We start from the raw sequence: 13,584 nt of genomic DNA, 5'->3' as shown, positions 1-13,584 counted from the left end.
AGGCGGGGGCGGGGGCCGGCTCAGTAGTGGGCCACCACCATACAGTCCATGCCTTGGGCGCGCAGGCTATCGCAGGCGCTATAGGCTTCGCTCTCCTGCAGCTCCACCAGGCGGGCACGATAGACGCTCTGCTCGCCTTCCGAACGCGCCACCGCGACACGCCCCCCGTTCATCTGACTGGCCAGCCGCTCGGCGGCGCGCGCCGCCAGGCTGCGGGCCTGGTCGGCATTGCTGAAGGCGCCCACCTGGACGGCCCAGGCGCCCGTCGGCGGCGAGGCATCGGCCCGGGCGATCAGGTCGCGTATCGGGTCGTCCGCGGAGCCCATCTCGGCATCGGAGCGGCCGTCCGAGCTCGGCTCGGCGAGACGAGTCTGCAGGGCGGCGCTCAGCGACACCGATGACGCCGGCTCGGCGCTGGCCACCTGGACGGCCGGCGTCGGCGGCGACGGCTGTTGCGGCAGCTCCATGCGGTCGCCGAAGACGTCCGCCTGGGCGATCCAGTCGCCCCGCTGCAGCATGTTGAGCCGCACGTAGCCACGATCGAGCAGGTCGGCCATATGGGCGTCGCGCGAGGCGGCGGTGAAGCCTCCCATCACCACCGAGAGGATGCGCCGATTGTCGCGCACCGCCGAGGTCGCCACGTTAAACCCGGAGGCGCGAATAAAACCGGTCTTCAGGCCATCGGCACCGGGGTAGTTGCGCACCAGCCGATTATGGCTGGTATGAGTGGTACCTCGGTAGGTGAAGCTCTGGGTCGAGAAATAGTGGTAGTGCTGGGGAAAGTCCTGCATCACGCGGATCGACAGGGTCGCCATGTCGCGGGCCGTGGTGACCTGCTGACCGTCGGGCAGCCCGGAGGCGTTACGAAAAACGGTAGCCCCCATGCCCAGCTCACGAGCCCGGCGGGTCATCATGTCGGCGAAGTGCCGCTCGCTCCCTCCCAGGGCCTCGGCGACCACCACCGCCACGTCGTTGGCGGAGCGCACCACCAGGGCGCGGATGGCATCCTCGACGCTGATGCTGCTGCCGGCCTGGAGCCACAGTTTGGAGGCGGGCATGGCCGCGGCCCGGGACGAGACCGGCAGCGGCTGGTCGAGCCGCAGGCTGCCATCTTCCAGGGCCTCGAAGAGCATATAGAGCGTCATCATCTTAGTCAGCGACGCCGGGTAGCGGGTGGCATCGGCATTGGCCGAGTGCAGCACGTCGCCGCTTTCCACATCGATCACGATCGCCGCGTAGCGCGGGTTGGCGTGGGCCGTCTTGACCGTGAGCAGCAGACAGCCCAACAGCACAAAGAGAATCGCCCCGAGGCGATGTCGGTGGGAGGAGTGCATGGCAGACACCTCTAGGTTCCCTTGTTGTATCCCCTGCGGCCCGCTTTTCTCATGCAAGCCTAGCAGCCTCTGATTCGGTAAATGGCGCGTTATTCGCCTCATCAGATCGATAAACTTGTCTCGAAATCCGGCTTTCTCGCGACGATCAGTCAAATCCGACAGGCTTGCTAGCTGCAGTATGGCCATTAATCGCCGGCTTTACAGCCCGAAAAGCTGGGAAAATACCCCACATACCAGAAACGTTGAACGATTCAACCCTTCTCGCCGCCCCGCCTCCACCGCTCAGGCGGCCCCGTCCTGGCGTCGACGCCCTCCCCCGGTGAGGCGATGGTAATGGCCGGCCTTGATATTAACGAGAATCGTTTATTTTTATAAGCGGAAGTGGCACACTCTCGGGGACCCTCCGTCACCACGGCCGTTCTCACCATGTACGATCTCGACGAGCTGACCTCCTTCGTCCAGGTCATGCGGACCGGCAGCCTGACGCGCAGCGCCCAGCATCTCGGCGTCGCCAAGTCGACGCTGAGCCGTCGCATCGCCCAGCTGGAGCATCAGCTGGGCCAGCCCCTGCTGCGCCGCCAATCCAACCGGCTGCTGCCCACCGAGGCAGGCCTGACGTTTCACGGCTACTGCCTCAGAATTCTTGAACTCGCCGATCAGGGGCAGCAGGCCCTGAACGAGCTGCGCCTGGAAATCAGCGGCGAGCTGGTGGTCGAAACGCACAACGCGCTGGCTCGCAGCTGGCTGGCCTCGCAGCTGGCCACCTTCATGGAGACGCACCCGGGAATTCACCTGACGCTGCAGACCTGCCACGCCCCGCCGAGCTGCGCCTATAGCCCCTCCATTTGCCTTTGGCTGGGCGAAGTGCCGCCCTCGGCGCTGCGCCAGGAAACCCTGGCCTGGCTGGGACGCGGGCTCTATGGCCACCCCGACTATCTTGCCCGGCATGGCCATCCCGACCATCCCGAAGCACTCTCCCGCCATGCCTGGATCGACCTGCTGGGCGAAACCGAGAATGGCCTGACGCTGCATCACCCCGAGCTTGGCGACTATCGCTTTCAGCCGCCCGATTCCCGCTTTCGCGTCGATCAGCACATGCTGCACGGCGATGCCATCGCCCGAGGCCATGGGCTCGGCGTAATACCCCACTGGATGGCCGCCAAGCGCGAAGCCGCCCACCCGGGGTCGCTGCAGGCCTGCCTGCCCGAGTGGCAGGCCCCGCCGGCACCGGTGACCCTGCTGCATGCCTACGGACATCAGCCGCGCAAGGTCTCGGCCCTGCTCGACCACCTGCGCCGGTCGTTGCCGCAAGAGTGGCAATCCCCCCAGCGTCTGTCGGTCCCTGCGTGAGTGCGCCCCCACGCCGAACGTCTCCGCAAGCTGTTGTCGGTTGCGCAACGCAACGTTGCACCTGCCATCCCTGGAAATAAGAATTTCTCGCACTAGAATCGCCTGAGCGATTGATAATCAATATCATCAACACAGGTGACTCATGTTCCGTTCACGCCCGACCGCCCTGGCGGCGGCCATCGCCGCCGCCACCAGCCTCACCGCCCACGCCCAGGACAGCGCCCAGCTCGATAGCATCGTGGTAACCGCCGCCGGCTTCGAACAGGCCCTGCAAGACGCCCCGGCCAGCATCTCGGTGGTCACCCGAGAGGAGCTGGAGCGCAAGCGCTTCTCCAATATTGGCGAGGCGCTCGCCGACGTGCCGGGCGTCGACGTGCGGGCCGGCACCGGCAAGACCGGCGGGAAGAACATCAGCATTCGTGGCATGCCCAGCGACTATACGCTGATCCTGATCGATGGCCGCCGCCAGAACACCTCCGGCAGCGTCACCCCCAACGGCTTCGGGGAAACCTCCACCAGCTTCATGCCGCCGCTCTCGGCCATCGAGCGCATCGAGGTGATTCGCGGCCCCATGTCCACGCTGTACGGTTCCGACGCCATGGGCGGGGTCATCAACATCATCACCCGCCCCGTCAGCGACACCTGGACGGGCAGCCTCACCCTCGACACGACCTTCCAGCAGGACCGGGACGCAGGGAACACCCAGGGTCTCAACCTCTACACCTCAGGCCCGCTGGTCGACGACTTGCTGGGGCTGCAGCTGCGTGGCCGGCTGTTCGACCGCGACGCCTCCGAGCGCCTGATTCCCGACAGCGTCGGACGCGACCCGCGGCCCGTAGAGGGCCGCATCTACTCGCTCGGTGGACGACTGACGCTGCGAGCCGACGACAGCCACTCGGTCTGGCTGGATGCCGAGCGTGCGCGCCAGACTTACTCCAACGACGACTGCCGGCTCGGCACCCTGGACGGCACCAGCCGGGCGACCTGCGAGCCGGAGCCGGGGCAGTTCTGGGGCTGACCAGGACGAGCTACGCTTCAATCGCGACCAGCTGGCCATCGGCCATACCAGCCGACTCGCCACCGGGACCCTGGAAAGCAGCCTCACCCACAATACGACCGAAACCCTTGGCCGCACCTTGCCGGCAGGCAGCGCCCCGGCCTATGGCTACGAGGCTCAGGGCGGCGAGCCGCGCCTGCTGGAGAACCGCGATATCGTCTTCGATACCAAGTTCACCCTGCCGGTCGATCGCCATATGGTGACGGTAGGCGGACAGTACATCGATGCCCGTCTCGAGGATGGCGCGGCCGGGGACCAGACCTTCGAGCAGCAGAGCTGGGCACTGTTCGCCGAGGATGAATGGTGGCTCCGTGAGGACCTGGCGCTGACCCTCGGCGGGCGCTACGAGCACCACGACGCCTTCGGCGGCCACTTCAGCCCACGCGGCTATCTGGTGTGGAACACCACCGACCAGTGGACCCTCAAGGGCGGGGTTAGCCGGGGCTACAAAACGCCAACGCTCAATCAGCTGCATGACGGTATCACCGGCTTCGGCAATCAGGGCCAGAGCGTGTCCATCGGCTCTCCCGACCTGGAGCCGGAAAAGAGCACCAACTACGAGCTCGGCGCGATCTATGACAGCCTGGACGGGCTCTCGGTCAGCGGTACAGCATTCTACAATCGCTTCACCGACCGCATTGCCACAGGCGCGGAAATTCCCAACTGCCTGCATCCGGACGGCAATGTCCCCGGCTGCATCAGCGTAGGCAACTTCTCCCAGCAGACCGGCTTCTCCCAGCAGATCAACATCGACAAGGCAGACACGCGGGGCGTCGAGCTGGAGGCGCGCTATCGCATCACCCCCGCCTGGGAAGTGAGCGGCGGCTATACCTTCACCGATACCGAGATCACCTCCGGCGATGACCAGGGGATGCTGCTCACCAACGCTCCCAAGCACAAGCTGACCGCCAGCCTGACCTGGGATATCAGCGATCGCTGGAGCACCGCGCTGGATGGTGAGTACTACTCTTCGCGCGAGCGATTCAGCGGCGGCGTACCGACAAGCGGCCAGAGCCTGGCGCTGTATGAGCAGGTGGGCAACCGTCTGGATAGCTACGAGCTGTTCCATCTGCGCACCCACTATCGGTTCACCGACCAGCTGCGCCTGACCGGCACCGTTTACAACCTGCTCGATAAGGATTTCGGCAAGTCGGACAGCTATGAGTGGCAGGGCGACACCTACCAGGCTCAGCGTTATACCCAGACCGGACGCGCCACGGACGGCGTCGCCCTGGACGGCCGCAGCCTGTGGCTCTCCGCCACCTATGAGTTCTAGGCATCAGTCCGACCAAACGCTTTTGCTAGCACGATCGTCTTTGCCCCGGCCTCGGCCGGGGCTTTTTCATAACGGCTATGGGGGAGACGCTCGCGGGCGTCAGGTGGCGAGCTTCACCGGCTCAATGGGGTTGTCGCAGCGGGCCTGGTCGAGATCGACAGCCGCATAGACTCCGCTCAGGGTCGCCGGGTCGTCCAGCAGGTCGGCCACCAGCATGGCCAGGTCAACCCGGTGAATGAAGCCATGCATGGCAGGGTCTCTGCTCAGGATGCCCTTTCCAGTGGCGGGCTCGCTCTTGAGCCCGCCGGGTCGCAGGATGGTGAACGGCAGCCCGCTGCCTCGCAGGTGGTCTTCGGCCCGGGTCTTGGCATCCACGACATGCCCGAAGGCCTCGACGGCACGCGGTGAGCGATAAGGCGCCATTTCACCGCAGCCAATGGCCGTCACCAACACACACCGCTGTGGGGTGAAATCCATGGCCACGTCGAAGACCCGACGACTCCCCGCTTCATCGGTGACGTCTCCATCGGGGGTACGCCCAGCCAGCATGGAGATCACCACGCCGCCCTCGCCGAGGGTGGCAAAGGCGGTGCGCACATCCTCCTCACACAGCGCGTCGCCTGTGACGCATTCGACGCCCAGTGACGCCAGGGCCGCCGGATCGCTGGTGGGGCGCACGAGGGCGACCACCCGCTGGCCACGCTCGCGCAGGATTCGTGCCACCTCCAGGCCTGTGCCGCGCGCTCCCCCAAAGATCAGCGCCGCACTCATGCCGGGATGCGTTCCGACCGGGACAGACGCTGCGCCAAGGCGTCGAAGCGCTCCAGCTGTTCGCTGCGCAGCTGACGTGCGGCATCACGGCCGACATAGACCTTGAACATACTGTTACCGTCGGCGCTGAAAAACTGCACCGAGGCCGTTCGCGTGCCCATGAAAGGACGCTTGAGAAAGATGATGTCGCTGCAGCGGTCGGGCTTGAGGTGGCCGCTCAGGCCCAAACCGCCCTTGAGGTTGTAGAATCCGCGGCCCAGCTCGCCACCGGGCAGCGGGCCGGAAAACTCGAGGATCACCCCCTCGGTATGCACGATGGTGATGACATCTCCCCAGTCGGCCATATCTTGCATGGCGCTGACGAAATGCTCACCGTCTGCGCGAACCCAGCACTCATCGGGAAGGCAGCGCACCACATCCAGCAGCGTCAGCTCATGCTGCACGGCGATGCCTTCCAGGATGCCATCATGATTCTCCGCCAGCTGTCGGCGCAGCGCCTCGATACGCTCGGTCTTGCCGGGTTGCAGGGCTGTGGTCATGGATCTCTCCTCATTTCGGTTGAATGTCATCGATACAGAGGTCGCTCGCCGACTCAGTCGGCGCAGCGCCGCCGGCGGCGAGCTGCCGGTTGAATCCGGCAATCAGGTTGGTACTCCAGAATCGCCCCGCCGTGGTGAGCCTCACCACCTCGTTGCGGCAATACGCCAGCCCCGCCGACTCCCAGTGGTGCACCAGCCCCTCCAACTGAGGGGCCAAGGCTTCCAGGCTCGGCCAGCGCCGCCGTAGCTCGGCCATGTCCAGACGCGCCGTCTCGAGGCTGCCGGCCACCCAGTCACGCTGGGGCTGCAGCGCATCCGCTTCCAACATGCCGGAGAGCGGTTTGCGCCCCTCGCCGTTTGCCTTGAGGTAGGCCTGAAGGTCGGGGTCGACGCTGTAGCTGAAACGTCCAAGGCTTCCTCCGGCCCCCGAGCCAAATGCCAGGGTCTCGGCACCGCGCTTGATCAAGAGATTGTAGAGATTGCGTTCACGGGTATTTCGCGCCCAGTGGCTATTGCTCACCTGATGCCACCCTGCTCCGCCCAGCCGCTCGCAGGCCTGGGCATACATGCGTCCCTGCTCGGCCAGCGTCACGGGGGCTTCACCTTCCCCTTGGCCACCGCCTGATAAAGCGGCGTCCCGGGAAACATGGCCAGACAATAGGCATCCAGTCCATCCGAGCCCAGGGCAAGCGCCGTCTCGATATCTCGCGCCCAGGTTGTCTGATCCTGGTCCGGCAGGCCGTACATCAGGTCGATGACCACGGCGGCTCGATCACGAGCGATCAAATCGGCAATGAAGCGCTCCGCCTGTGAACCACTGGCACGCCTGCCCTGCTGTTGACGCACCTGCGTATCGAAGCTCTGCACGCCGATGGAGATCCGATTGATGCCCGCATCAAGGCAGGCATCGACCTTCTCATCATCGAAGTGCAGGATGCGCCCCTCGAGGGTGAGCTCACAGTCCGGCGCCAGTGGAAGCGCCTCTCTCAGCGTCTCGATCAGCGCCACGAGATCCGGCGTTTCCAGCGCCGTGGGGGTGCCCCACCCAGGTAGAGCGCATGGATAGGGGCCTGCCCCACGCGTGGCGTTTCGGCATCCCGGCGTACCTCCTCGATGACTGCACGGGCGAAACGTGCCGAATCTTCCGGACGATACTTGTTACGATAGAAGCCGCAGAACAGGCAGTGGTTGGCGCAGAAGGGCACATGCACATAGGCCAGACGCTTGCCCGGCGCCGGCGAGGCCTCCTCGAGACGTTGCCAGATCCCCGCCACCTCGGCCCTGGCTACCGGACGCTTGTCGCGCCAGGGCATCAGCGGCTCTCGCGAAGCGAAGGCTTCCGTAAGCGGGTCGACGCTCAGCCTGGGCTGCCGGGCATCTTTCTGCGGCACCTCCAGGTGTGCCGGGGACTCGGTGCGGCGCACGAGTCGAGGCGATCAAGCGCATCCGAAACCCCCTCCTCAGAAGTGCAGCGTCGTGGTCAGGGCCACACTTCGCTCTTGACCGGTGAGCTCTCCGAACGAGCGGTAGCGCTTGTCGAGCAGGTTCTCGAGACTCAGGCCTACATCCAGGCGGTCGGCATACTGAACACCCAAGAAGGCATTGAGCGTACCGTAGCCGGCAGTGCGCTGAGTCACTTCCCCGGCTGCATTGCGCTGACGCGCCTCGCTTTCACCGCGCAGGAACAGGTCACCTTCCAGCCGCGTAGTCGGTGTCAGCATCCAGTCCTGCCGGACCCCGACCCGCCCCGAGAGCCGCGGCGTGCCGCTGTCATAGGTTTGGGACTCGCCGAAATCGAACTGGCGTCGCATCAGGCTGCCGTTCACGTAGAACGCAGTGTCGGTCGACGCAAGGCGATACTCTCCGAACAGCTCCAGCCCCGTGGTCGTGGCCTGGTGGATATTGACGTAGCGGCGGATGGGGCGGTTTCCGTTTCCGGCCTGCTCCTCGGTACCGATATAGTCATCGGCCCGGGTATGGAAGAGGGTCGCATCCAGCGTCACCACGGCATCGCGATAGCGGGCGCCCAGCTCCAGGGTGTCAGCCGTTTCAGGCGCGAGCCCAGGATTGCCGACGGTGGTCTGACCGCCCGCCGTCGTGGTGAGGAAGAGCTGCTGCAGCGTGGGATAAGAGTAGCCTTGCGAAAGGTTCGCGCGCAGCGACCAGCTGTCCGTCGGTGTGTAGACCAGCCCGATCGAGCCCAGCGCCTGCGTATCGGTGTTGCGCTCGAGCGGTTGGTCGCTGCTCGCTTCGAGCTCTGCCTCGACGGCATAGACGCGCCCGCCGAAGTAGGCCGTCGTGGTGTCGTTCAGCTCCCACGCCTGTTGGGCATAGGCGGACAGCGTCTCGATACGCGCCTCATCGGTAGTCGCGGAGAAGGTGCGCTGTCCCGGCGGTGGAAACGGCATGAACACATCCGAGGTCTTGTCGGTGTCCAGCGCATCGTTCTCATACTCGACCCCCACCACGGTGCCGCCCAGCTCGGTCAGCGCCAGTTCGAGCTGCAGGTTGCTGCCAAAGGTGGTCTGGCGGTCATCGCTGGTGGTTTCCACTGTCATGCCGCTGGTCATTGCCGCGCGGTTCCCGAAGCGTCGATCGATCGTCTGATGGTACAGACTGGCCTCCACGTGGCTGATTGCAGGAGACAGCTCTTCCCCCTCATAGAAGATGCCGACCTTTCGCAGGTCCCGCTGCGGCAGGCGAATGAAGAACTCATCGAAGTTGGGCGGCAGGGGGTTGAAGACGTCGGCCTCGAGACGATACTGATCGGCCTTCAGCGCTACGTAGTGGTTATCATGGCGATATCCCAGGTGGGTCGAGAGCTGATCCTGCTCGAAGCCGGAAGGCGAGAGCGTCCCCTCCGGCGTGCGTCGATCCCCTTCATCCGCCAGGCTGCCGGTAACCCGCCAGTCCACCCCCCCGCTCGCTCCCTGGAGAGTGGCACTGGCCTGATAGCCGCGAGTGGCAGAATAGCCTGTCGCGCTGACGCTACCCGCCAACGGCGCCTCACCGCCGCGTCGCGTAATGATGTTGACCACCCCACCGATGGCGTTGGAGCCGCTAAGCACGGAGGATGGCCCGCGCACCACTTCGATGCGCTCGATGATCGAGGGATCGAGCAGCAGCGGCGTACCATAGGGCGAATGATCGGTCAGGGCATGGCCGTCGATCTTGATGGTGACCCGGCGCGACGTCTCGCCGCGGATGCTGATGCGCTTCATGCCGGCCGTACCGTCGTCGAATAGCCTCACCCCAGGGACATCACGCAGCAGCTCTGCCACGCTGGAGGTTGGATTGCGCCGCAGCTCATGGGCCTCGAGCGCCGTGATTGAGGCGGGGCTCTCGAATACCGGCGTCTGCGTCCCGGTGCCCAGCACGACCAGGGTATCCAGCACCCCGTGGGCTTGGCGGGCCGTGTCGTCGTCGGCAGCGGCCGACTGCCATGCCAAGGGCGCGCCAAGTGCCACCATCATCAACCTGCGCTGCCATGCATGCTTACCCGTGTTCATGAGGACTCCTTCTCATGTCGCTGGCCAAAATTTGAATATAAAATTTAATGATAGTGATTCGCAATAAATAATAACTCTTTGTATGATGTGGATCACATCCTTGTCCCTCGCCGGCCTCCCGTGGCGCCGCCGGTGAGCTTGGGGCTTGACGGGGCAAACGCTAATGATAATTCTTAGTGTTTAATGCAGGAGGTGACCATGTCCATCGACCCACGGCGGCTACCGCCCTACCCTGCCCAGGGTGCCGACTCGACCAGCCAACAGCGCCTGCTGCAGACGCTTCTGATAGCGGTCCTGTCATGGGCATTCCTCACGCCAGCCCATGCGGACGAGCGCATCGTCATTGCCGGTGGCGACCTCGCCGAGATTGTCTTCGCCCTGGATGAGGGACACCGCGTGGTCGGTGTCGATACCACCGCCACCTACCCGGCCACCCTCGAGACGCTGCCCAGCATCGGCTACGTGCGCACGCTCTCTCCGGAAGGCGTGCTCTCGCTGCGCCCCGAGATGGTGCTGGCTAGCCACTTCGCCGGCCCCGATGCCACCCTGAAGCGGCTACTCGCCGCCGGCGTTGCCGTCCATCAGGCACCGGCCCCCCAGGGCGAAGCAGCCGAAGACGTTACCGCCAAGATTCGCTTTGTCGGCGAGGCACTGGGTCGAGAAAACGAAGCCGACCGCCTGGCAAGCCGCTTCATGTCGGAGTTCACCAAGGTGCAACGGCGTATCGAGATCGGTCCCCAGCCCCCCGGGTCCTGTTCGTGCTTTCAGCGGACAGCGGGCCGATGATTATCGGGGGGAGGATACCGTGGCCGAGGCGATGATCCGGATGGCAGGAGGCCAGCCGGTGACTGGCGGCATTGCCGGCTATCGTCCCTTGTCCATGGAGTCGCTGATTTCCCTGCAGCCCGATATCGTGCTGATGATGGAGGAGCAGCTCGACGGCCGGTCACCGGAGTTGATTCTGAATCGGCCGGACCTCGGAGAGACGCCTGCCGGCCAGCAGGGCCGTCTTATCTCCATGGAGGGCATGCTGCTACTCGGCTACGGTCCTCGTACCCCCCACGCCATCCGCACACTACACGAAGCGCTCGCTGGCGCCATGAGCACGGCTAGGGAAGCTTCACCGTGAGCGCGACGATCCTGCGCAGAGGCATTCTGCGGTCAACGGCTTCCCGCCAGCCGCTGATACTGGCGGGGCTCGGCGCGCTGGCACTCGCCCTGGCGCTGGCCGAGCTGATGCTCGGTCCCGTACCGATCGACGGCACCCGGCTATGGGCGGCACTCGCCGGCCAAGGGGAGCCGCTGGACGCCAGCATTCTCTGGCAGATTCGTCTGCCCAGGCTGACCCTGGGCCTGGCGGTGGGCATGGCTCTTGCTCTCTCCGGCACCGCGCTGCAGGGGATGCTGAGAAATCCGCTCGCCGACCCCGGCCTGATCGGCATCACGGCGGGGGCCTCGATCGGGGCCGTCAGCGCGATCGTGCTCGGCGGGCTGAGCAGCCCGGAGCTGCCTGCGCTAGCTCAGGGTGCGCTGCTGCCGCTGGCGGCGTTTATCGGCAGCACGGTTGCCATGGCATGCGTGTTCACACTCTCCCGCTGCGGGGGCGAAACCTCCGTGGCCATGCTGATCCTGATCGGCATTGCCATCAATACCATCGCCGGCGCCCTGCTGGGCGTACTGGTGTATATCGCCGACGACCAGGCGCTGCGCGATCTCACCTTCTGGACCATGGGGGACTGGGTCACGCCGGCTGGCCGGTCGTATTGATGGCGCTGGGCATCACCCTGGCGATGACCCCGGTCTTCTGGTGCCAAGCGCGTGGGCTGGACCTGTTTCAGCTGGGAGAGCGGCAGGCCTTTCACGCCGGGCTGGATGTGGAACGCAGCAAGCGCCGCCTGGCCTTGGCCGCCGCACTGTGCGTCGGCGCGGTCACCGCGGCCGCCGGCCCCATCGGCTTCATCGGCCTGGTCGCCCCCACCTGGCACGGCTACTGATCGGCCATGGCCACCGCTGGGTGCTGCCGGCGGCCGCCCTGCTGGGTGTCAGCCTGGTGCTGGGCGCCGACCTTGCCGTGCGCCTGACGATTCCGCCTCAGGAGCCCCCCATCGGCATCGCCACCAGCCTGATCGGCGGGCCCTTCTTCCTCTGGCTGTTGACGCGACGCTCCAGGAGCCTTTCACATGCTTGAAGCCAAAGCCTTAACCCTGGTAAAGGGCGGCAAGCGGCTGCTCGACAACATCGACCTGCAACTACGCCCCGGTGAGTTCGTGGCGGTGCTGGGACCCAATGGCGCCGGCAAATCCACGCTGATGCACTGTCTCAGCGGCGCCGAGCAGGGAACTGGCGAAGTGCGCATGGACGCCCGTTGCCCCAGCGCACTCAGCGCCTTCGAGCTGGCGATGCAGCGTGCCGTGCTGGAGCAGACGCCGAGAGTCATTGCCCCGTTCAGCGTCGAAACGCTGGTGCAGCTTGGCATTCCGCAGGAGCTGACGAGTCATGAGGTCACCGCGATCACCGACCGGGCACTGCGACGGCTCGACCTGGAGGCACTAAGACAGCGCCCGATAGCCCGGCTCTCCGGCGGCGAGCAGCATCGCACCCACATGGCCAGAGTCATGGCGCAACTGTGGGCCGGTCAGCGGCTCGGCGGTGGGCGCTATCTGCTCATCGATGAGCCTACCGCCAGCCTCGACCTGCAGCATCAGATCACGGTACTCAAGGCGGCCCGAAACGCCGCCGCGCAAGGGGTCGGCGTTCTGGCCATACTCCACGATATCAGCCTGGCCGCCAGCGTGGCCCAGCGCATCGTGCTGCTCAAGCGCGGACGGGTCGTCGCCGACGGCTGCCCACGGGCGATCTTGACCGGCCCACGCCTGAGTGAGCTCTATGGGGTGCCCATCCGGGTCCAGCAAGAGGGTGACAGCCTCACGGTAACCCCTCATTATTCGGCGTGCTGGGCAACCGCCTGAGCGAACCACATCACCCGCCGAGTATCTCCAGCCGCTCCCCGCCCAGCCAGATCAGGCGCAGGGCGAGAAGGGTGAGAACCCACTTGAAGATGGCATCGAAGCGATGATCGCTGAGCCGATGCAGCAGCCGCAGGCCCAGCCAGGTGCCGGCGAAGCCCACCGCCACCATCGCCAGCATCAGCCCCAGCCAGTCGCGGAACACGAATCCAGCCACGCCGAACACGAAGGCTTTGGTGAGATGCTGGGCGCTCATGCAGGCGGCGAAGGTAGCCACCCGCGGCAGGCGCGCCGCGAAGTGCTGCTGGATCACCGCGGCCACCAGTGGGCCTGTGGCCCCTACCAGGCTGGAGAGGAACGTAGTGAGCCCCCGGCCAGCAGGGTGCCGGCGCGCCCCAGCAGCGCCCGCGGCCAACCCGGCCCCCAGCAGGCGTAGAGCACGAAGGCGGCGATACACAGCTCCAGCACCCCGGGCGGCAGGCGCACCAGCAGCCAGGCGGCGGCCAGGGCGCCCAGCACCACGCCGGGCAGGAAGGCGGCCAGCAGGCCGCGATCCAGGTGGCGCCAGGTCATCAGCGCTCGGCCGCCGTTGGAGCCCAGCTGGACCATGCCGTGCACCGGGATCAGCGCCGTCGCGGGCATCACCTGCGCCATGGTCATGATCAGCAGGGAGCCCCCACCGATGCCTGCGGCGGCGGAGATCATCGAGGTGAAGGCGGACAGCGCCACCAGCCCCAGGTTGATTCCGCCCGACAGCGGTGAGAGCCACTCCAGCATCAGCG

General features: G+C 65.7%; 14 protein-coding genes and 2 pseudogenes. 7 read left to right on the top strand and 9 right to left on the bottom strand.

The window, feature by feature from the left end:
* Positions 1–20 precede the first annotated feature (20 nt).
* Positions 21–1,334: a serine hydrolase gene (locus tag ACSJDS_RS03340; RefSeq protein ID WP_473032099.1), complete on the bottom strand. Its 1,314-nt coding sequence runs from the start codon at positions 1,332–1,334 to the stop codon at positions 21–23.
* A 426-nt stretch (positions 1,335–1,760) separates the two neighbouring features.
* Between ACSJDS_RS03340 and ACSJDS_RS03335 the strand changes: the two genes are divergently transcribed.
* The 3 genes from ACSJDS_RS03335 (at position 1,761) to ACSJDS_RS03325 (ending at position 5,017) form a co-directional block, all read left to right on the top strand.
* Positions 1,761–2,684 (top strand): LysR family transcriptional regulator, encoded by a 924-nt coding sequence (locus tag ACSJDS_RS03335; RefSeq protein WP_473032098.1) that lies wholly within the window; start codon positions 1,761–1,763, stop codon positions 2,682–2,684.
* 142 nt (positions 2,685–2,826) lie between these two features.
* A complete protein-coding gene (locus ACSJDS_RS03330; protein WP_473032097.1) occupies positions 2,827–3,702 on the top strand; it encodes a TonB-dependent receptor plug domain-containing protein in 876 nt (291 codons plus the stop codon).
* A complete protein-coding gene (locus ACSJDS_RS03325) occupies positions 3,602–5,017 on the top strand; it encodes a TonB-dependent receptor domain-containing protein (protein ID WP_473032096.1) in 1,416 nt (471 codons plus the stop codon). The genes ACSJDS_RS03330 and ACSJDS_RS03325 overlap by 101 nt, the downstream gene beginning before the upstream one ends.
* Positions 5,018–5,116: 99 nt before the next feature.
* On the opposite strand, the gene ACSJDS_RS03320 is transcribed toward ACSJDS_RS03325, so the two are convergent.
* The 6 genes from ACSJDS_RS03320 to ACSJDS_RS03295 are packed head-to-tail and all read right to left on the bottom strand — an operon-like array spanning position 5,117 to position 9,836.
* Positions 5,117–5,788: an NAD(P)H-binding protein gene (locus ACSJDS_RS03320; RefSeq protein WP_473032095.1), complete on the bottom strand. Its 672-nt coding sequence runs from the start codon at positions 5,786–5,788 to the stop codon at positions 5,117–5,119.
* On the bottom strand, positions 5,785–6,327 hold the full coding sequence (gene hutX, locus ACSJDS_RS03315; RefSeq protein ID WP_473032094.1) for a heme utilization cystosolic carrier protein HutX: 543 nt from the start codon (positions 6,325–6,327) through the stop codon (positions 5,785–5,787). The genes ACSJDS_RS03320 and hutX overlap by 4 nt, the downstream gene beginning before the upstream one ends.
* A 10-nt stretch (positions 6,328–6,337) precedes the next feature.
* Positions 6,338–6,919, bottom strand: a complete 582-nt coding sequence (locus ACSJDS_RS03310) for a hypothetical protein (protein ID WP_473032093.1) — start codon at positions 6,917–6,919, stop codon at positions 6,338–6,340.
* Complete coding sequence (locus ACSJDS_RS03305; RefSeq protein WP_473032092.1) at positions 6,916–7,335, bottom strand: radical SAM protein; 420 nt, start codon at positions 7,333–7,335, stop codon at positions 6,916–6,918. Before ACSJDS_RS03305 ends, ACSJDS_RS03310 begins: the two co-directional genes overlap by 4 nt.
* Positions 7,326–7,751: a hypothetical protein gene (locus ACSJDS_RS03300; protein ID WP_473032091.1), complete on the bottom strand. Its 426-nt coding sequence runs from the start codon at positions 7,749–7,751 to the stop codon at positions 7,326–7,328. The genes ACSJDS_RS03305 and ACSJDS_RS03300 overlap by 10 nt, the downstream gene beginning before the upstream one ends.
* Before the next feature lie 36 nt (positions 7,752–7,787).
* A complete protein-coding gene (locus tag ACSJDS_RS03295) occupies positions 7,788–9,836 on the bottom strand; it encodes a TonB-dependent receptor plug domain-containing protein (protein WP_473032090.1) in 2,049 nt (682 codons plus the stop codon).
* A gap of 198 nt (positions 9,837–10,034) precedes the next feature.
* Between ACSJDS_RS03295 and ACSJDS_RS03290 the strand changes: the two genes are divergently transcribed.
* From ACSJDS_RS03290 to ACSJDS_RS03275, 4 genes and pseudogenes are all read left to right on the top strand, one after another.
* Positions 10,035–10,622 carry a heme/hemin ABC transporter substrate-binding protein gene (locus ACSJDS_RS03290; protein ID WP_473032089.1) on the top strand — a complete coding sequence of 196 codons (588 nt, stop codon included), beginning with the start codon at positions 10,035–10,037 and terminating at the stop codon, positions 10,620–10,622.
* Between the two features lie 13 nt (positions 10,623–10,635).
* Positions 10,636–10,965, top strand: a pseudogene (locus tag ACSJDS_RS03285) (hypothetical protein); the annotation flags it as partial.
* A gap of 107 nt (positions 10,966–11,072) precedes the next feature.
* A pseudogene (locus tag ACSJDS_RS03280) lies at positions 11,073–12,024 on the top strand (FecCD family ABC transporter permease).
* Positions 12,017–12,805, top strand: a complete 789-nt coding sequence (locus ACSJDS_RS03275) for a heme ABC transporter ATP-binding protein (RefSeq protein ID WP_473032088.1) — start codon at positions 12,017–12,019, stop codon at positions 12,803–12,805. Before ACSJDS_RS03280 ends, ACSJDS_RS03275 begins: the two are co-directional and overlap by 8 nt.
* A gap of 10 nt (positions 12,806–12,815) precedes the next feature.
* Here the strand turns inward: ACSJDS_RS03275 and ACSJDS_RS03270 are convergent, their stop codons facing one another.
* Complete coding sequence (locus ACSJDS_RS03270) at positions 12,816–13,124, bottom strand: hypothetical protein (RefSeq protein WP_473032087.1); 309 nt, start codon at positions 13,122–13,124, stop codon at positions 12,816–12,818.
* A gap of 17 nt (positions 13,125–13,141) precedes the next feature.
* Positions 13,142–13,579: a TSUP family transporter gene (locus ACSJDS_RS03265; RefSeq protein ID WP_473032086.1), complete on the bottom strand. Its 438-nt coding sequence runs from the start codon at positions 13,577–13,579 to the stop codon at positions 13,142–13,144.
* Positions 13,580–13,584 lie beyond the last annotated feature (5 nt).

It is taken from the genome of Halomonas sp. SL18_1 (assembly GCF_055755715.1).
Note: the sequence above shows the minus strand (reverse complement) of the source record. Positions and strands in the feature narration are given on the sequence as shown.